This is a genomic window from Pseudomonas brassicae (assembly GCF_010671725.1).
GTDB classification, from domain to species: Bacteria; Pseudomonadota; Gammaproteobacteria; order Pseudomonadales; family Pseudomonadaceae; genus Aquipseudomonas; species Aquipseudomonas brassicae.
In genome coordinates this window covers 1-16769 of record NZ_JAAHBU010000005.1, presented here as the reverse complement: position 1 = coordinate 16769, position 16769 = coordinate 1, and the positions used below count along the sequence as shown (strand labels likewise).

Genomic DNA, 16769 nt, shown 5'->3' with positions numbered 1-16769 from the left:
ACGCTCTCGCCCAGGCGCAGGCCATCGCCGGTGTTGCCCTTGGGCGCGGGCGCTCAGGTGCTCGGTGCCGCCAGGGGCATGGGCGAACAACTGGGCGATGCGCTGCGGGTCGTGGGGGAACCCGCCGCAGGCCAGCACCACGCCACGCCGGGCCTTGATCTCGACCAGGCGGGCGCACGACGCCACGCGTGCTCCGCACACCCGTTCGCCGTCACGCAACAGCGCACGCACGGGCGTATCGACCAGCAGGCGTACCTGGCGGTCCAGTGCGCTTTTGAGCAGGCGCGCGACCAGCGCGTTGCCGTTCACCAGGTGCATGCCGCGGCCATGGCGCAGCAGGTCGCCGGCATGGCGCCACAGGCGCTTGCCGGTATGCAGCAGGGACGCCGCAGAGCGTCGCGCATTGAGGAAGTGGTTGAGGTCGGCCCCGCCGGCGATGCCCATGCCAGCGGGGCTGATCAGGTCCAGCGGGGGGCGCAGCCTGTGAATCCATGGCCCGAGCCGGCGGCCATCGAACGGTTGTGCGCAGACCGAGCGTCCGCCCTCGGCGCACCCTGGGCTGTCATGAAAATCGGGCATCGTGCTGGCGCAGAAAAACTGCACGTCGGTATGGCGCTGGAAGAACTCAAGCATGTGCGGACCGTGTTCCAGGAACATCTCCACGCGCTCATCGAGCACGTCGCAGTGCAGTTCATGGCGCAGGTACGTGCGGGCGTGCTCGGGGTCTTCAACGATGCCTTGGGCAATCGCCAGCGGATTGCGCGGGATCCACAGCCAGCCGCCGGACCAGGCACTGGTGCCGCCCAGTTGCGCGGCCTTTTCCACCACGATCACCTCCAGGCCCGACTCGGCCGCGGTGACCGCCGCAGACAGGCCCGCGGCGCCGGAACCGACGATCAGAACATCACACTGCAAGGGTTGGCTGAGGTGCATCGGGCTTTCCGTGACAAAGAGGTGGGGTTGGCCGCCCCCAGGTGGGCGCGGCGCAACGTGGCGAGCGTTACTTCAACGGCGAAAAGTCGGTGGGGCGCAGTAGCCGCGACTCCAGGCTTAGCACCGCATCCAGTTCCTTGTTCTGGCGTGCGAAGTCCTGCCAGCGCGGGTCGGCCGCCATGGCGTTGCGACGTGCCATACGCTCGTCGAGGCTGGTGTAGCCCCACAGGTGCACCACCTGATTGACCTCGCCGACCTCTGTGGTGAAGAAGCCGACCAGGTTGCCCAGGTGCTCCTGCTGCACCGCCAGCGCAGCGCTTTTGTACAGGGCCAGCCAGTCGCCGAGGCGGGTGGGTTTAATCGTGTAGGTGCGCAGTTCGTAGTACATGGTGTGCTCCAGGTGTGGGCGCGGCTTGCGCGCCAGGGTCAAGGTGATCGGCAATGTGCGTGGCCGCGAGGTAGCCGAAGGTGATGCCAGGCCCCAGGGTAATGCCGGGGCCCGGGTAGGTGCCGTGCATGATCGAGTGCATTTCGTTGCCGGCAGCGTAGAGCCCGGGGATCGGCGCACCGCTGCGGTCCAGCACGTTGGCATGGTGGTCGGTGAGCAGCCCGCGTGCCGAGCCGAGGTCGCCGGTGGACAGTTGGATCGCGTAGTAGGGCGCCTTGCCCAGCGCTTTCAGGCAGGGGTTGGGCTGGTGCAGCGGGTCGCCCATATAGCGGTTGTAGGCGCTGCTGCCCTTGCCGAACGCGTGGTCCACGCCGTGCTCGGCATCGGCGTTGTAGTGCGCCACGGTCTGCTCCAGCGCGTTCGCGTCGATCCCGGCCATGCGTGCCAGCGCGCCCAGGCTGTCGGCACGCAGCAGGTAGCCGGCCTCGATCAGCGCGCTGTTGTCTACCGGCCGTGGTCGGGCCAGGCCCATCCCGTAGCGGTTCAGCGCTTCGCTATCGCAGACCAGCCAGCAGGGCGCGTTGGCGCCGCCATTGGCGAACATGGCCTCGACAAAGCAGTGGTAGGAGTCGGACTCGTTGACGAAGCGCTGCCCGCACCGGTTGACTGCGATTACGCCGGGCTTGGCGCGGTCGGTGACCAGGTGCGGGAAGCGCTCGGTGCTGCCGTCTGGCTTGTGAAGCACCGAGACGGCGCCCAGAAGAAGTTGGCCGACAGGTCGTGGCCGATAGCCGCCTCCACCGATGCGGCCAGCCGTTGCCCGTCACCGATATTGTCGGGCGCGGACAGGGTCCAGTGCTCTGCGCCGGTAGCGGGGCGTTGTTCGGCAGCATGCGCGCCGGCAGCGAACCCACCCATGGCCAGCACGACACCGCCACGCGCAGTGACGCTATGGTGTTGCCCGCGCCAGGTGATATGCACCCCGCAGACCTTGCCGTGCTCCACGATCAGCGCTTGGGGCGAGGCTTGCAGCCACAGCTCGACGCCCTTGGCGAATGCGCTGCTGGCCAGGCGCGCAATCAAGGCATTGCCGACTGTGAGGCGTGTGCCGCGTGGGTGGCTGAGGCGGTCGCGGGCATAGCGGCCCATCAGTTTGAGGCAATGCCACAGTGATCGCGGTGAGCGTTTGAAGCTGAGAAAGTGCTGGATGTCGACGCGATTGACCATCATCCGCCGAACAGCAGCATGCCGTCGGGTGGGCGTCTGAGGTGCTTGAAATGCTCGCCCAGGCAGCGTCCGTCGTACTCGTCGATTTCCAGCGCGCGGCCGCTGTGGGTCGCGCCGGGCAGGTCCGGGTAATAGTCGGGCGACAACGGGCGCAGGCTGTAGCGCAGTGCGCTGTGGGTTTGCAGGTAGCGCAGGGCCTCGCGCCCTTGCGCGATGAAGGCATCGATCAGTGGCGCGTTGTAACCGCTGCCGATTACCTGCTTGAGGTAGCGGCGCATCTGCTCGGCGGGCAGTGTTGCCCGGCCGCGCGGGCCTGGTCTGTATCGTGCAGCCATACCGCGCCGCCGGAAATCGCCGAGGTACCGCCAAAGACCTCGGCTTTTTCCACCAGCAACACCTTGAGGCCGCGGCTGCTGGCGGTGACCGCTGCGGCAAAGCCGGCAGCGCCACTGCCCAGCACGATCAGGTCAACGGACAGGTCGGCAGCGGCAGGGGGCAGGGAAGTCGTCGTGTTCATTGCTATCGCCTGTTCAAAGACACGGCCGGACCATCAGATGTCCAGTGGTGTGACGCCCATGAAGTGACCGAGGTTGCCCAACTGCGCCCGGGCCATCTGCGGCCCGGTCTGGACCGGGCAGCCACGGCGTCGGGCAAAGGCGAGCAGGGGCGTGACGGCCGGGTGGGTCACCACATCCGCCACATGCGTCGTGGCGTTGAGGGTGTCCATCAGCGCCGCCGGCAACGGCAGCGGGCCATCATCGTCGGTGGCGCTCATGCCGACCGGCGAGGCGTTGACCACAAGGTCGAAGTCCGCAAGCGAGGTCGGCTTGGCGCTGATCCGGGTATGCGCGAAGGCCGTGCTCAAGAGCCCGCGCAGGGTCTCGACGCGTGCGGGGTCGAGGTCACTGATGACCAGGTGGCGTGCGCCGGCCTCGCACAACGCATAGGCAATCGCGCTGCCGACGCCGCCGGTGCCGATGACCAGGGCCTTCTTGCCCTCGGGATCGAAGCCCTGCTGGCGCGCCGCGTTGAGAAACCCGTCGCCATCGACGATATCGCCCACCAGGCGCCCATCGGCTTCGCGGCGGATCACATTGACCGAGCGCAGCGCTGCCGACCGCTCACTGACGCTGTCCAGCCGCCCCGCGAGCAATTGCTTGTAGGGAACGGTCACCACACAGCCGCGAAGGTTCTGCCAGCCGCGCAAGGTCTGCACGAATTCATCCAGGGCGCTGTGGGCCAGGTCGATGGCGAGCATGCCCACGTTCTGCTGGTGGTCAGCGAACCAGCGGTTGAAGTTTTCTGGTGACTTCACCTGGGCAATCGGTGAACCGACGATGGCGACCAGTTCGGTTGAGCCTTGGATCATGGGGCGTTCCTGCTTGTTGGCTGTGTTGTGGGGCCAATACTGCAAGTCAGGGGAGTGGCTGGGCAAAGCGCAGCAGGTAGAAACACGTTGATAATCGCATCATTACTGCGATAATCGCACTAAAGCGTGATCAGAGGCGGCGCCCCATGAAACAACCCACTATCCACCAGCGCGACCTGATCGTCGGCCTGCAGAAGGGCCTGGCACTGTTGCAGCTGTTTTCCCACGAGCACCCGCGCCTCAGCGTGCCCGAGGTGGCGCGCATGGCCGACATGACCCAGAGCGCTGCGCGGCGTTTTCTGCTGACCCTGGTGCATGACGACTTTGCCCAGACCGATGGCCGTTACTACTGGTTGACCGCCAAGAACCTGCGTATTGGCCAGGCCTATGTCGACTCTGCCGTGTTGCCGCGCATGCTGCGCCCGATCGTGGAGCAGGTGGCGCGCACCACCCAGGAGCATGTGTCGGTGGGGGTGCGCGATGGCGACGACATCTGCATGTGGTGCGCAGTCGCTACAGCCACATCACCTCGATGTCGATCCGCCCGGGTTCGAGGGTGCCGATGTATTGCACCGGGAGTGGGCGGTTGTGGCTGGCGAGCCTGTCGCAGGCGCAGGTTGGCGCGTACTTCGAGCGCAATCCGCCACGGGCGATCACGCCTTACACGCTCACGGACGTGGTATCGATCGGCCGCGAAATCGACCTGGCGCGCGCGCGTGGGTACGTGATGGTGGACCAGGAATATGAGGTGGGCATGCGCGTGCTGAGCGTGCCGCTGATTGACCGCGCCGGGCAGTTGCAGGCGGCACTTACGCTGACGACGCATGCCTCGCGCATGACGCTCGAGGACATGCGTGAGCGGTATCTGTCGGCGCTGTATGAAGGGCAGGCGTTGTTGCGGCCGGTCATGACGCTTTGAGGTGCAGACACTACGGCGCAACAGGCTGCATCTGGATGCTGGATGCCTTGTGTAAGGAACCCGGCAGACCCGAAGGTCTCCCACACGCAGCCACCATAAATCGAAATCACGTACACAAAAAAGCGCCAATGACTGTCAGGTGGCGCTATGCGCCTTTTGCTTGGCGGGCTTCTGGGGGGGGGCGCTCTGGCGCTTTGCTACCCCGCAGATCAGGTGTAAAGAGGCGGCTCTGGATGACCGGGATGGCGGGAAGCCTTCGCTCCCTCGGCACTGGAGTTCATGACCGGCGCCAACCACACGCCTCTGGTACCGATACGCAGCAGCCTCTGTCGCTGGACCCGATTGACGTCGAGATATCGCCCTGCGGCGGCGCTCAGCAGGCTGGCTGACCCGGCAGTGGCGACCCTGCCCACTGTTGGTAGGCAGCCGTCATCACTTGCCATGTGTGCGTATCGGCGGGGATCAGGTGCTCGATGCGCAGCGACGCCACAGTGATGTCCAGCGGCATGCCGAAGGTGGTGAAGGTGGACAGGAACCTCAACTCCCCTTGCTGGCTGCGCACGCAGGTCAGCAGCAGCGGCGCGGGCGCTTGCTCCAATGGCAGCTCTGCCGGGCACGGCAGGTTCTGCAGGCGGCTGGCGAGGGCGGGATTGCCTGTGGCCTCCCTTGCGGCGCGCTGCCAGGCGACTGCACGCACTTGCTGTGCGTTGACCAGGTGATCGCCCAGGCCACCCGGGCGCAGCAGCGTGTCCAGCAGGTTGAGGCCCGATGCACCCTGCGCCGCAGTGCCGGTCATCGCCAATAGCAGCCCGGTACTGGTGTTGGCGGCGGTAACGTCCCAGTTGCTGTCGATAACGATCGCAGGTGCAGGGTTCTGTGCCTGCAGCAGGTGCCCGATGGCGCCGTGCACCATTTGCATCACCGGTGCATCGAGTGCGGATGCGGCGTAGCGCGGTGCATACCCGGCGGCGAGGAATACGTCATTGCAACGTTCAAGGGGCGTGTCCAGGGCCGACAGGATGGCATGCAGGGTGCTGGGGCTGGCCTTGGCACGCCCCGTCTCGACGCAACTCAGGTGGCGCTGCGAGACGCCTGCGCGCAGTGCCAGGTCAAGCTGGCTGAGCCCCGCCTGCCGACGCAAGCGGCGCAGATGCTGGCCGGCCGATGTGCTGGCGGCAGGGTGGGTGGGATGAAACGGCTGATGGCTCATGCGCAGACTCTGACTGTCCTGGTGAAGTGCGTCCATGACCTGTCAGGTCATTGCCGCGGGTACAACCCTATCACTAGTCTGTCGGGCACACCCAACCAGGAGACTACGATGAGATCTCGCTCGATTGCACTGGTTCTGCTGATCGCGTTCGGGCTTGGGCTGATGTCGCGGCCAGACACCGCTCAGGTGCTCATCGACCTGTACCTGATGGCGGCGCTTGCGTGCGTGTGGATGCTCAAGGATGCCCGCGCGCGGGGCCGCGCATGGCCTGGCGTACTGCCCTACCTGCTGCTGACGCTGGTGTTCGTGTCGCTCGGGCCACTGCTGTACATCGTGGTCCGGGGCTGTGCGGGGGAGGGCAGCAGATGAGTGACGCCTTGTCTGTCTACGCGCTGTGCACGCTGGTGCTGTGCTTCAAGATGTTCGCCGTGTCCTGCTACCAGGGATACTGGCGCCTGCGTTTCGTTGCGTTCACCAACCCCGAGGACGCTGCGGTGTTCAAGCAGCGCCCGCAGCCAGCAGAACGGTACGAGGTGGCACGGGCCGCGCGGGCCTGGGCAAACGACCTGGAAAACATCCCGATGTTCTTTGCCCTTGGCGGCCTGGCCATTGCCCTGAGTGCGCCCGCCGTGGCGGTCGCCTGGCTAAGCATCCTGTTCACCGTTGCCAGGGTGCTGCACACCTTGACCTACCTGGCAGGCGTTCAGCCGTGGCGTACGCTGTGCTATGGCGTCGGTATCCTGTGCCTGGCGGGATTTGCCGGGTTGATTGTGGCGGCGCTAGTCACTGCCTGGCAAACGGCGTAGCACACCGGTCAGCCCTCGGTCGTCGAGTCCGGATCGGCTTGCGCGGCCAGTTTCAGACGATCAGCCTTGCTGATGTATTGAGGTTTGCTGCGAGGGGCCAGTTTGGCGCTGGCTTTTTTTCGTTGGCTTTCAACAGCTGGTTGATCTTCTTGCGACGATTCATGTTTTTCTACTCAACGTGTACGCGTGGCTATGGTAGGCCATTGCGAGCTTGAACGCCAAAGCCGCCATGCACACACGGTGGCTTTTTCAGCTCGGTTCGAGGTGCTCGAACAGCCCGTGCACGCGCGCATGTTTGCGCAGCCGGTCGTCGAGTGCCTCGCTATCGAGGTAAAAGCGTGCGTCCAGTGTATCCAGCGCTGCTTCGCAGTCGGCGTCGCCTGCGGGGGCATAGGTGGGCATGCGTAACTGGCGCTCGCCCTGATCGAGGGGCACGGGGTGTGCACCGAAGAGTACGCCCCTGGCCTCCTCCAGCAGGGCCAGGGTGTGCAGCGCACCCAGCGTACGCAGCCCGGCACAGGCAATCAGGTAGTGGTCTGCCGACGAGTTGCCGAAGTACTGCTCGAAACCGCCGTTGTAGACTTCGCCACTGAGGCAGTTGACCGCGTAGTAGTGCTGTTCTGCCAACGCCAGGCCGGCGAAGCCCTGCTCGGTGTGGTAAACCCGATTGACCAACGCCGACCAGTACTGCGCCTGCGGGCTGGCCAGGTACTGCTTGCGCTCTGTGGCACGTTGCTTGCCGTGTTCGATGTTCTCGCGGTAACCGCCCTTGCACGGCATGCACAGCCCGCCGGTGCGTATGGCGGTACTTGCCAGGATCGGGTTGGCGCAGGCGTGGCAGGGGTGTTTTTCAGTCATGCACATTCCGTTGTCAGGGGGCGGGTGTTGCTGCCGGCGGCTGATCGTCAGCGCGTCGCCGCTTCAGATACGCGTAGAACGCCAGTGCAGCGATGTTCTTGTCCTTGGCCTCCAGCATGATATCGAAGCGGTCCAGAAACTGCAGCGCATAGGCGTTGGTCCGGTGGTTCCACATGCGGTCACTGTGCAGGTAGAGGTCGCGTTTGTTGACCACCTTCAGCAACGCCTGCATGTCCAGGCTGTGCTCGGCGTCGAAGCCCAGGGCCTGCAAGCTTTCCGGAGGTTGCGAGTAGTGCAGGGTGGGGCGCACCCCGCGCCAGCTTTCGAGTACCCGCTCAACGCGTGGCGCGTCGGGGGCGATGTAGTGGTTCTCGTGGATCCAGCAGTGGTGAATGTCCAGTACCACCGGCGCAAGGTCGGCGACCTGCAGGCAGTGGTCCAGCCCATAGGTCTTTTCGTCATTCTCGAACGTGATGCAGTTGCGCGCCACCTGCGACAGGCGTGGCCAGACCGCGCGCGTGCCGTCCACACCCAGGCGGCCGGCAATGTGCACGTTGCACTTGAGGTCTTGAAAGCGGCGCCCGTAGCCCATCATGCGAATCATGTCGGCGTGGTACTCGAACTCGGCCAGGCTGTTTTGCACCACGCCCGGGTTGTCCGAACCCAGCACGCAGTATTGGCCGGGATGAAACGACAGGCGAATATCGGCGGCACGCGCAGCCGTGCCGATGGCGGCAAAACCGTCGATGAGCTGACGTTCGATCGCCGGGTCCTGGTAGAACGCGCGAACACTCGGATGGCTGTAGAACGGCAGCAAGTCACTGCTCAGGCGCAGCATGCGCAAGGTGGGCGGCAAATCGGCGACGTAGGCCAGCAGGCGCAACTGCGCCGCCAGGTTGTGCAGCACCACCTCGAGCAGCTTCTCGCGGGCCACCTGGGGCGCAACGCTGTTCATCCAGCGCAGTGTGGTAGTTCGCGGGTTGAAGGGGCTTTCCAGCGCTTTCAAGGCTGACGCCGACAGGGCGCGCTCGGGGTGCCTGTATTGGCAGGCAAAGCCGATACGAGGGTGGGTCATGGGTAATCGGGCCTTTGGCAACGCAGCTGGGAGCCATAGTGTGCACCATCGGCTGCAGCGCTCATACGCCCGCTGAACAGCCGTTCTGCTGTCACAGCGGCAGCGGTCTGTCCTGCACCACCCGTTTCATCACCAGGGTCGAGGTCAGCCGTTGCACATTCGGCAGTGTCGACAGGCTGTCGTCGTAGAGCTGCTGAAAGGCCGGCAGGTCCTGGGTGATGACGTGCAGCAGGTAGTCCGGCTCACCGAACAGCCGTTGCGCCTCGACCACCTGCGCAATGCCTACCAGCGCGGTCTCGAACGCCTCGACGGCCTGGCGATCGCCTTCACGCAACGTGACAAACACCATGGCCGAAAAATTCAGGCCGAGTGCGCCAGGGTCCAACTGCGCCCGGTAGCCCAGCAGCACGCCAGCCTGCTCCAGCGCGCGTACCCGGCGGTGGCACGGCGAAAGGCTCAGCCCTACGCGCTCGGCCAGTTCGGTGACCGACAATCGGCCATCTTTTTGCAGTTCGGAAAGAATCTTCCGGTCAATCCGATCCATATAGAAGAATCTCCCTTTATTGGGTGGCTTGACGATTATCTTTGAAAGAAAATTCTACCAAGTTTTCACTAATCTTCCTGCTCATCATCACATCGAGGAGCAGGGCCATGCAGTCAAGCGGGTTGCAGCAGGGGTGGGTAGCGTCATGACGTTGAGTGTGTTCGCGGCGTTCTGGGCGGTATCGATCCTGTTCGTCGTCACCCCGGGCGCCGATTGGGCGTATGCAATTTCGGCCGGCCTCAAGGGGCGAGTGGTCGTGCCGGCGGTGGTCGGGATGTTGTCTGGGCACTTGATTGCCACCGTGGTCGTGGCGGCAGGGGTCGGCACGCTGGTTGCCGGGCACCCGCTCGCAATGTCGGTGCTGACGGTCGCAGGTTCGGGGTATCTGCTGTGGCTGGGTATCAACATGCTCACCCATCCCTCGGCACCGCAGGCCGACCCTGCACAGGCCTCGGGCGCCTGGCGGCGCTGGGCCTTCAAGGGCCTGTGCGTGAGTGGGCTGAACCCCAAGGTCTTCCTGCTTTTTCTGGCGCTGCTGCCGCAGTTCACCGATGCCACGGCGCCCTGGCCGGTGCCAATGCAGATCCTGGCCCTTGGGCTGGTGCACGCCGCCAGTTGCGGGGTTATCTACCTGCTGGTCGGCTTTGGTTCGCAAGCGGTACTGGGGGCACGCCCTGGCGCTGCGCACCTGGTCAGCCGGTTGTCGGGCGCCGCCATGATCATCATCGCGCTGGTGCTGTTGGCTGGGCAAATAACGCAGCACTCTGCTTTGCGCTGAGGCACGCGAGGTAGGTCAGGGCGTTTTCCTTTGCTGGATGAGGACGGCGCGGTCAACGCCGGTGACGTGTGAGACGCGCCGCTACGCCTGCCTGCGCCCAGGGCATGCGCGCCTACCCGGTGGGCTGCACGAGGGGGCTTTGACGGCAAAGAACAGCAAGACAATCGCCGCCCTGATAGCGCAACATTGCCTGCGGCTCAGCCGCCCGCACGGTCGACCCGACGTGGGGCTTGAGGTGTTGCATTATGCAGACAAGGAGAACATGAGTGTTGTCAGTAGATAAGGCGTCGTGCGAGCTGACGTTCGATGAGGTGTGGGGCGGCTTCAAACAGCTGCTGCCGATTTCCTTCTTCGTCGTCGTGTTCGGTGTGGCGTTCGGGCTGGCTGCCGTACAAACGGGGCTGGGCGATGGTTCGATCATGCTGATGAGCACCCTGGTGTTCGCCGGCGCCTCGCAGTTCGCTGCGCTGGACCTGTGGGGCGAGCAGGTACCGCTGATACCGTTGATGGTCACGGTGTTTGCCATCAATGCCCGGCACTTGTTGATGGGCGCGACGCTCTACCCCTGGTTGCGCGAGTTGCCGCTGGCCAAGCGCTACGGCGTGATGCTGGTGGCGTCTGACGCCAACTGGGCGCTGGCCATGCAGGCCTACAGCAACGGCAAGCCGGGCATTGGCCTGCTGTTCGGGGGCGGCCTTGCATTGTGGGTTGCATGGGCGATCGGTACCTGGCTGGGCATGTATTTCGGCAATGCCATCCACGACCCGGTGAGCCTGGGCCTGGACATGGTGATGGGCTGCTTCCTGCTGGCGATGGTGGTCGGCGGGCAGAAGAGCCCGCGCATGCTGGTGATCTGGACGGTCGCGGCCGGCTCGTCACTGTGTGCCTACTGGTACCTGCCTGCCAACAGCCATGTGGTGGTAGGCGCGTTGGCCGGTGGCGTGCTGGGCGCGGTATGGATGGAGAACAAGAATGAGCATTGAAACCGGCGGCTTGGGCTCGCTCATCATTGTCCTGATCATGGCACTCGTCACCTTGGTGACGCGTTTGGGCGGGCTGTTCGTGATGTCGTTCGTGCCGATCAATTACCGCGTGCAGCAGTTGATCAGCGCCATGTCCGGTTCGGTGTTGGTGGCCGTGCTGGCGCCGCTGGCGGTGACCGGCGACAACGGTGCACGGCTGGCGTTGCTGGCCACGGCAGTGGTTATGCTGGTGGTGAAAAAGCCGCTGCCGGCGATCACTGCCGGTGTTGCCGCCGCCGCCCTGTTCAGGGCCTTGGCGGGGTAAGTTCGGCAGGGCGCAATGCTACCGGGGTGAGCCTGGCGGCTTGCGCCCCACGCTCAATGGCCGTTGCCTTGCGCTGCCACCTCGTTGCCGGCGCTCTGCTCAAGGTGACGCTGCATCAGCCTGGCCCTGCCCATGCTCTGTACATACTGCTGTACCGCATCGCCAAGGCTGTTGAGCGGGTACGTCACGTTCGCATCGTAGTCACGCACGGCAAACTGCCAGGGTGCATCGATCTGCTGCGTACGCCGCATTTCGGTAAAGCGTTGCTCGCGTGCGGTATCAAGGGCGATCACCTGGGCGGCGTACGCGGCGAGCAGTGTGGTTTCCTTGCACAGGTCGCTCGGCACCTCAGGGGTTGCAGGCTGGCCGCAGACTGCTGCCCTGTAGGCCGTGCTGGTGGCCACTGCCGGTGCAACGCCATACTGGGCGGCCGCGCTTTTCTGGCGGATCTCGCGCAGGGTGGTGTCAAGAAACGCCAGGTAGGCGTCGGGTACTTGCACAGGCCGCGCACCGTCCGGGCCGATGTCCACCTGCTGTACCTGGCCGCTCTTGTACTGACGTATGGCGTAGCCCACCACCGCCTGCCCGTCGCGCGTGAACACCTCGATCGCCACCGGGTCCAGCGGGTCTGCCAGGTAGCGGTAGAACACTTGATAGCCGCTGGGGAACTGTTTGATGTAGGTCGTATCGCCCGCGGCGAGATTGAACAGGCTCACGTAGGTGATGCCGTCCGGCCCACGCACCATTGTGCCAAGGCTCAGGGGCGACGCGACGCCGGCATCGCCCTCGCCCTCGCGCATCAACAGCAAGGTGCCGCTCTGTACGTCGCCGAACGCCACCAGCAGCGGTGCGCTGTGGGTTTGATAGAAGTAGCTTGGCCTGACCTGGCCGCCGGCATAGCTGGCGATGGCTGAGCCACTGCGCGCGTCTACGGTCAGCACCTCACGGCCGGTGCCGATGGCAAAGCCGTCCTTGCACTGGCATCCCAGGCTGCCTGGGTGACCACCCCAGGGCTCGTCTTGGGTACGGAAACATAGAGCTTGCAGTCAACACGCTGGTTGCCTGGCTGTACCCAACTGACCACCTCGGTGGCGGGTTGCGGTGCCTGAATACGTGCGATCAGGGCTTCGGGGCTATCGTGGTGTGGTGAAGCGTTGCTGGCGCAGCTGCTCAGCCCGGCATACAGGCCCAGGGCCAGAGGGTAGAGGTAGTTCATCCGTGAAACTCGTAGAAGGGGTGAAGGGGGGATGCCTGTTCGATCGGTTGACTTGACCCGCGAAGGATATCCGAAGTGCGGGCAGGTGCAGCAGTGATGTTTCACCACACTTCGCACACCCGCCCGGCTGAAACACTGGCCGCCCCCGCCCCGCGGGGCAAGGGCGGCGGCAGGTTCTACTCGTGGTTGATATCCCGGTCCTTGGTCTCAGGCAGGAAAAAGGTGCCCAGGATGGCGGTCATCACCGCGATGACGATCGGGTACCACAGCCCGTAGTAGATATCCCCCGTGGCCGCCACCATGGCGAATGCCACCGTCGGCAGGAAGCCGCCGAACCAGCCGTTGCCGATGTGATAGGGCAGTGACATGGAGGTGTAGCGGATGCGCGTGGGGAACAGCTCCACCAGCCAGGCCGCAATGGGGCCGTAGACCATGGTCACGTAGATCACCAGGATGGTCAGCAGCAACAGCACCATCGGGTAGTTGGTCTTGTTCGGGTCGGCTTTTTCCGGGTAACCGGCATCTTTCAAGGCCGTGCCCAGGGTGGCGGTGAAGGCGTCGTTCTGCGCCTTGAAATCGGCGGCCGGCAGGCTGCTGCCGTCAAAACTCTGGATCACCTTGTCACCGATGCGCACCTGCGCCACCGCGCCGGGTTCTGCCTTCTGGTTCTCGTAGGGGATGGCACGCTTGGCCAGCAGGCTCTTGGCCACGTCGCACGAGCTGGTAAACCTGGCCTTGCCCACCGGGTCGAACTGGAACGAGCACTGGCCGGGGTCGGCCACCACCGTCACCGGGTTCCTGGCCTGTGCGGCGAACACGTCCGGGTTGCCGTACTGGGTCAAGGCATGAAAGATCGGGAAGTAGGTCAGTGCCGCCAGGATGCAGCCGGCCATGATGATGCCCTTGCGCCCGATGCGGTCCGAGAGGCTGCCGAAGATCACGAAGAACGGTGTGCCGATCAGCAACGAGCCGGCAATCAGCAGGTTGGCCGTCTGTGGGTCGATCTTGAGTGTCTGCAACAGAAAGAACAGCGCATAGAACTGTCCGGTGTACCACACCACGGCCTGGCCGGCGGTGCCACCCAGCAGCGACATGATCACTATCTTGAGATTGTCCCAGCGGGCGAAGGATTCGGTCAGCGGTGCCTTGGACGCCTTGCCTTCGGCTTTCATGCGCTGGAACACCGGCGATTCGCTCAGTTGCAGGCGGATGTACACCGATACGATCAGCAGCAGGATCGACAGCAGGAACGGTATGCGCCAGCCCCAGGCCTCGAACGCCTCGGTGCCCAGTGCCGTGCGGCAGGCCAGGATCACCAGCAGCGACAGGAACAGCCCCAGTGTCGCCGTCGTCTGGATCCACGACGTGAAGAACCCGCGCCTGCCGGGGGGCGCATGTTCGGCCACATAGGTGGCCGCGCCGCCGTACTCGCCGCCCAGCGCCAGGCCCTGCAGCAGGCGCAGGGTGATCAGGATGATCGGCGCCGCCACCCCGATGCTGGCATAGCCGGGCAGCAGGCCGACGATGGCAGTGGACACCCCCATGATGACGATGGTGATGAGAAAGGTATGCTTGCGCCCGATCATGTCGCCCAGGCGGCCGAACACGATGGCACCGAACGGTCGCACGGCGAAACCGGCAGCGAAGGCCAGCAGGGCGAAGATGAACGCGGTGGTTTCGTTGACGCCGGCGAAGAAGTGCTTGGCGATGATCGCCGCCAGGGAGCCGTAGAGGTAGAAGTCATACCATTCGAACACGGTGCCCAGGGACGAGGCAAAAATGACCTTGCGCTCCTCTTTGGTGATGCCGCGCCTGGGCGCACTGCCCGTGGATGTGTTGTCGATTGCCGCCATGAGGTTTCTCCGGAGTGTGCGTGTAGACCGGAACACCCACTGCCACTTCACCCATGCCCTGGGGCTGATGTTGTCGGACTACGGATTGCGCGCACAGTCGCTCGCAGCGCTGCACGCTCGTTTGAAGCATAATCAGCTTCGCGCAGATATCCACTCACCCAACAGGATCAAACAGGTACCCCGCAATGCCCGAAATCACTGACGAGTCGTTTTACGATCGCGCCGACGCGCACATCGAGCTGTCCAACGAGCAGCTCAAACAGGTGGAAAACCTTGGCAAGGTCAGCGCATCGATGATGTTCGGCACCACCCGTTTCAATGCGTGGGTCAGCGCGCGCAACTTCAAGTCCGGCGAAGAGATGGCGCAGGCACGCGAGGCAATGCTGAAATACTTCTGCGAACAGTACCGCATGATGCTGGAGGACAACCTGGACGATCACATCAACAACTTCAGCGCCTACATGGACCGCTCTGGTACCTGATCCCCACCTCGGTACACGTGAGGCAACCGCCATGCGCCAGCACAGCATCGAACGCGACTGGGTAGTGCGTAGCCCCACTGCGGCAGCAGTGGAGCGGATAGAAGCCTACTTTGGCGGGCACGGCTACGACCCCCACCGGCATGACACCTACGCGATTGGCCGCACGCTGTCGGGCGTGCAGAGCTTCAGCTACCAGAAGGGCCTGCGTCACAGCCTGCCCGGCGGCACGCTGGTGCTGCACCCCGACGAGTTGCACGACGGCATGGCGGGCACCGAGGCCGGCTTTCACTACCGCATGATCTATATCGACCCGGCCGCGATCCAGCAGGTATTGGGCGGCAAGCCGCTGCCGTTCATTGTCGGCGGCGTGTCCGGCGACCCGCGCCTGTTGCGCGCCACCGAGCCCTTCATGCAAGCGATGGACTGCGCGCTGGACCCGCTGCAAGAGCAGGACGCCCTCTACGACCTGGCGCAGGCATTGGACGCGGTCGGCGGCACGCCGCGCGGGCGTCGTTCGTTCGATTACCGTGCCGCACAGCGTGCCCGTGACTACATCCACGCTCATCTTGGTACGGCCATCACCCTAGACGCACTGGAGCGGGCCAGTGGCCGTGAGCGCTGGAGCCTGTCGCGGGATTTTCGCGTGCTGTTCGGTACCAGCCCCTACCGCTACGTGACGCTGCGCCGTCTGGACCGTTGCCGGCACCTGCTGCTGCAGGGGTTCAGCATGGTGGATGCCGCGCTGGCCGCCGGCTTTTTCGACCAGAGCCACATGACCCGCCACTTCGGCCAGTGCTACGGCCTGTCGCCGGCGCGCTGGCTGGGCATGTTGCGCACCGTGCGCTGACTGAAGTTGCAGGATCGTACAAGCGCCAGAGGCGGGCGCGCGAATAGGCTGTAGGCTCATCCAACAAGGAGTTCAGCATGCCCACCGTATCCCGCCAGCCGGTCAACCTGATGCACAAACTGTCCCTGTTCAGCGAACAGTGGACGCCCAAGGTCGTGGCCGAAATGAATGACTACCAGTTCAAGGTGGTGCGCCTGCAAGGCGATTTCGTGTGGCACTCGCATGCCGACACCGACGAGACGTTCTATGTGCTGCAGGGCACGCTGCGCATCGATTTTCGCGCCCGCAGCGTGGTGCTTGGCAGTGGCGACCTGTACGTGGTGCCCAGAGGTGTGGAGCACAAGCCCTACGCCGAGCACGAGGTGCAACTGATGCTCATCGAGCCCCGCGGGGTGCTGAACACCGGGCATGAAGGCGGCGACCGGACCGCCGTCAACGATGTGTGGATCTAGGCTGGAAAGTGCGAGAATGCGCGCCTGGAATTCAGGGAGGATCGTTGCATGGTGGCTGACTTCAATCTGGCGCTGGTGGTGAGTGCTGCCTTGAGTGCCTTGGCGGCGCTGTTGCATGTCGGCACCATCATTGCTGGCCCGTCGTGGTATCGGTTGTTTGGTGCTGGAGAGCGGTTCATACGGGCGGCGCAGGCGGGGCGGCGGTTCCCGGCGGTGGTCACGGCCGGGATTGCCGGCGTGTTGCTGGTGTGGGCGGCGTATGCGCTGGCGGGGGCGGGTGTGATCGCGCCGCTGCCGTTGCAACGTCTGGCGCTGTGCGCGATTACGCTGGTGTATGTGGCGCGGGGTGTGGCGGGGCCGTTCGTGTTGCAGGGCACGGGGCGTAGCCAGGCGTTCATTGTTGTCAGCTCGGCGATATGCCTGGGGATTGGGCTGGTACATCTGGTGGGGTTGGTGCAGGTGTGGGGGCGTTTGTAAGCGGCACCGTGCATTCAGGCTTTGCGAGCGCTGCGCGCTCGTTCGCTG

The 16769-nt window shown here is 64.5% G+C and carries 18 protein-coding genes and 4 pseudogenes; 10 read left to right on the top strand and 12 right to left on the bottom strand.

All coding sequences use genetic code 11. The features are described from left to right. The 4 genes and pseudogenes from G3436_RS00760 to G3436_RS00745 form a co-directional block, all read right to left on the bottom strand. Window positions 1-933, bottom strand: a pseudogene (locus G3436_RS00760) (FAD-dependent oxidoreductase); the annotation flags it as partial. Window positions 934-1000: 67 nt separating this feature from the next. Then, window positions 1001-1321, bottom strand: coding sequence for an NIPSNAP family protein (locus tag G3436_RS00755; RefSeq protein ID WP_163940368.1), 321 nt, complete (start codon window positions 1319-1321; stop codon window positions 1001-1003). After that, window positions 1309-3065 (bottom strand): annotated as a pseudogene (locus tag G3436_RS00750) (FAD-dependent oxidoreductase); the annotation flags it as partial. The pseudogene G3436_RS00750 and the gene G3436_RS00755, both read right to left, overlap by 13 nt. Before the next feature lie 33 nt (window positions 3066-3098). Then, the gene (locus G3436_RS00745; RefSeq protein ID WP_163940367.1) at window positions 3099-3917 is read right to left on the bottom strand and encodes a shikimate dehydrogenase family protein; all 819 of its coding nucleotides are present in this window, start codon (window positions 3915-3917) and stop codon (window positions 3099-3101) included. 146 nt (window positions 3918-4063) lie between these two features. Between G3436_RS00745 and G3436_RS00740 the strand changes: the two are divergent. Continuing rightward, a pseudogene (locus tag G3436_RS00740) lies at window positions 4064-4836 on the top strand (IclR family transcriptional regulator domain-containing protein). Window positions 4837-5209: 373 nt separating this feature from the next. On the opposite strand, the gene G3436_RS00735 reads toward G3436_RS00740, so the two are convergent. Next, window positions 5210-6046: a helix-turn-helix domain-containing protein gene (locus G3436_RS00735; protein ID WP_163940370.1), complete on the bottom strand. Its 837-nt coding sequence runs from the start codon at window positions 6044-6046 to the stop codon at window positions 5210-5212. Window positions 6047-6154: 108 nt separating this feature from the next. Here G3436_RS00735 and G3436_RS00730 point away from each other — a divergent pair, with 108 nt between their 5' ends. Further along, window positions 6155-6415, top strand: coding sequence for a DUF2834 domain-containing protein (locus G3436_RS00730; protein WP_163940365.1), 261 nt, complete (start codon window positions 6155-6157; stop codon window positions 6413-6415). Further along, window positions 6412-6852, top strand: a complete 441-nt coding sequence (locus G3436_RS00725; RefSeq protein WP_163940363.1) for an MAPEG family protein — start codon at window positions 6412-6414, stop codon at window positions 6850-6852. The genes G3436_RS00730 and G3436_RS00725 overlap by 4 nt, the downstream gene beginning before the upstream one ends. Window positions 6853-6860: 8 nt before the next feature. On the opposite strand, the pseudogene G3436_RS00720 reads toward G3436_RS00725, so the two are convergent. The 4 genes and pseudogenes from G3436_RS00720 to G3436_RS00705 form a co-directional block, all read right to left on the bottom strand. Further along, window positions 6861-7015: pseudogene (locus G3436_RS00720) on the bottom strand (DUF2986 domain-containing protein). An 86-nt stretch (window positions 7016-7101) separates the two neighbouring features. Then, window positions 7102-7710, bottom strand: a complete 609-nt coding sequence (locus G3436_RS00715; RefSeq protein WP_163940361.1) for a DMP19 family protein — start codon at window positions 7708-7710, stop codon at window positions 7102-7104. Window positions 7711-7723: 13 nt separating this feature from the next. Further along, complete coding sequence (locus tag G3436_RS00710) at window positions 7724-8785, bottom strand: apurinic/apyrimidinic endonuclease family protein (RefSeq protein WP_163940359.1); 1062 nt, start codon at window positions 8783-8785, stop codon at window positions 7724-7726. Between the two features lie 91 nt (window positions 8786-8876). Beyond that, the gene (locus G3436_RS00705) at window positions 8877-9329 is read right to left on the bottom strand and encodes an Lrp/AsnC family transcriptional regulator (RefSeq protein ID WP_163940357.1); all 453 of its coding nucleotides are present in this window, start codon (window positions 9327-9329) and stop codon (window positions 8877-8879) included. A gap of 145 nt (window positions 9330-9474) precedes the next feature. Between G3436_RS00705 and G3436_RS00700 the strand changes: the two genes are divergently transcribed. From G3436_RS00700 to G3436_RS00690, 3 genes are all read left to right on the top strand, one after another. After that, complete coding sequence (locus G3436_RS00700; protein ID WP_163940355.1) at window positions 9475-10107, top strand: LysE family translocator; 633 nt, start codon at window positions 9475-9477, stop codon at window positions 10105-10107. Between the two features lie 266 nt (window positions 10108-10373). Next, entirely contained in the window at window positions 10374-11090 is a 717-nt protein-coding gene (locus G3436_RS00695) for an AzlC family ABC transporter permease (protein ID WP_163940353.1), read from the top strand. After that, entirely contained in the window at window positions 11080-11394 is a 315-nt protein-coding gene (locus tag G3436_RS00690) for an AzlD family protein (RefSeq protein ID WP_163940351.1), read from the top strand. The genes G3436_RS00695 and G3436_RS00690 overlap by 11 nt, the downstream gene beginning before the upstream one ends. Before the next feature lie 53 nt (window positions 11395-11447). On the opposite strand, the gene G3436_RS00685 is transcribed toward G3436_RS00690, so the two are convergent. From G3436_RS00685 to G3436_RS00675, 3 genes are all read right to left on the bottom strand, one after another. Next, window positions 11448-12335, bottom strand: a complete 888-nt coding sequence (locus G3436_RS00685; protein WP_163940349.1) for a hypothetical protein — start codon at window positions 12333-12335, stop codon at window positions 11448-11450. Next, window positions 12329-12610 (bottom strand): hypothetical protein, encoded by a 282-nt coding sequence (locus tag G3436_RS00680; RefSeq protein ID WP_163940347.1) that lies wholly within the window; start codon window positions 12608-12610, stop codon window positions 12329-12331. Before G3436_RS00680 ends, G3436_RS00685 begins: the two co-directional genes overlap by 7 nt. A gap of 176 nt (window positions 12611-12786) precedes the next feature. Continuing rightward, the gene (locus G3436_RS00675; RefSeq protein WP_163940346.1) at window positions 12787-14463 is read right to left on the bottom strand and encodes an MFS transporter; all 1677 of its coding nucleotides are present in this window, start codon (window positions 14461-14463) and stop codon (window positions 12787-12789) included. 185 nt (window positions 14464-14648) lie between these two features. Between G3436_RS00675 and G3436_RS00670 the strand changes: the two genes are divergently transcribed. The 4 genes from G3436_RS00670 to G3436_RS00655 all read left to right on the top strand — a co-directional run bounded on the left by G3436_RS00670 (window position 14649) and on the right by G3436_RS00655 (window position 16721). Continuing rightward, window positions 14649-14945 carry a DUF3144 domain-containing protein gene (locus tag G3436_RS00670; protein WP_163940343.1) on the top strand — a complete coding sequence of 99 codons (297 nt, stop codon included), beginning with the start codon at window positions 14649-14651 and terminating at the stop codon, window positions 14943-14945. 31 nt (window positions 14946-14976) lie between these two features. Then, window positions 14977-15792 carry an AraC family transcriptional regulator gene (locus tag G3436_RS00665; RefSeq protein WP_163940341.1) on the top strand — a complete coding sequence of 272 codons (816 nt, stop codon included), beginning with the start codon at window positions 14977-14979 and terminating at the stop codon, window positions 15790-15792. A gap of 77 nt (window positions 15793-15869) precedes the next feature. Then, a complete protein-coding gene (locus tag G3436_RS00660) occupies window positions 15870-16244 on the top strand; it encodes a cupin domain-containing protein (protein WP_163940339.1) in 375 nt (124 codons plus the stop codon). 48 nt (window positions 16245-16292) lie between these two features. After that, window positions 16293-16721 (top strand): hypothetical protein, encoded by a 429-nt coding sequence (locus G3436_RS00655; RefSeq protein ID WP_163940337.1) that lies wholly within the window; start codon window positions 16293-16295, stop codon window positions 16719-16721. Window positions 16722-16769: the final 48 nt, after the last annotated feature.

Bases quoted from the DNA above. Each gene is read 5' to 3' on its own strand.
- G3436_RS00755 (WP_163940368.1), bottom strand. From the start codon at position 1,321: ATGTACTACGAACTGCGCACCTACACGATTAAACCCACCCGCCTCGGC.
- G3436_RS00745 (WP_163940367.1), bottom strand. From the start codon at position 3,917: ATGATCCAAGGCTCAACCGAACTGGTCGCCATCGTCGGTTCACCGATT.
- G3436_RS00735 (WP_163940370.1), bottom strand. From the start codon at position 6,046: ATGAGCCATCAGCCGTTTCATCCCACCCACCCTGCCGCCAGCACATCG.
- G3436_RS00730 (WP_163940365.1), top strand. From the start codon at position 6,155: ATGAGATCTCGCTCGATTGCACTGGTTCTGCTGATCGCGTTCGGGCTT.
- G3436_RS00725 (WP_163940363.1), top strand. From the start codon at position 6,412: ATGAGTGACGCCTTGTCTGTCTACGCGCTGTGCACGCTGGTGCTGTGC.
- G3436_RS00715 (WP_163940361.1), bottom strand. From the start codon at position 7,710: ATGACTGAAAAACACCCCTGCCACGCCTGCGCCAACCCGATCCTGGCA.
- G3436_RS00710 (WP_163940359.1), bottom strand. From the start codon at position 8,785: ATGACCCACCCTCGTATCGGCTTTGCCTGCCAATACAGGCACCCCGAG.
- G3436_RS00705 (WP_163940357.1), bottom strand. From the start codon at position 9,329: ATGGATCGGATTGACCGGAAGATTCTTTCCGAACTGCAAAAAGATGGC.
- G3436_RS00700 (WP_163940355.1), top strand. From the start codon at position 9,475: ATGACGTTGAGTGTGTTCGCGGCGTTCTGGGCGGTATCGATCCTGTTC.
- G3436_RS00690 (WP_163940351.1), top strand. From the start codon at position 11,080: ATGAGCATTGAAACCGGCGGCTTGGGCTCGCTCATCATTGTCCTGATC.
- G3436_RS00680 (WP_163940347.1), bottom strand. From the start codon at position 12,610: ATGAACTACCTCTACCCTCTGGCCCTGGGCCTGTATGCCGGGCTGAGC.
- G3436_RS00675 (WP_163940346.1), bottom strand. From the start codon at position 14,463: ATGGCGGCAATCGACAACACATCCACGGGCAGTGCGCCCAGGCGCGGC.
- G3436_RS00670 (WP_163940343.1), top strand. From the start codon at position 14,649: ATGCCCGAAATCACTGACGAGTCGTTTTACGATCGCGCCGACGCGCAC.
- G3436_RS00665 (WP_163940341.1), top strand. From the start codon at position 14,977: ATGCGCCAGCACAGCATCGAACGCGACTGGGTAGTGCGTAGCCCCACT.
- G3436_RS00660 (WP_163940339.1), top strand. From the start codon at position 15,870: ATGCCCACCGTATCCCGCCAGCCGGTCAACCTGATGCACAAACTGTCC.
- G3436_RS00655 (WP_163940337.1), top strand. From the start codon at position 16,293: ATGGTGGCTGACTTCAATCTGGCGCTGGTGGTGAGTGCTGCCTTGAGT.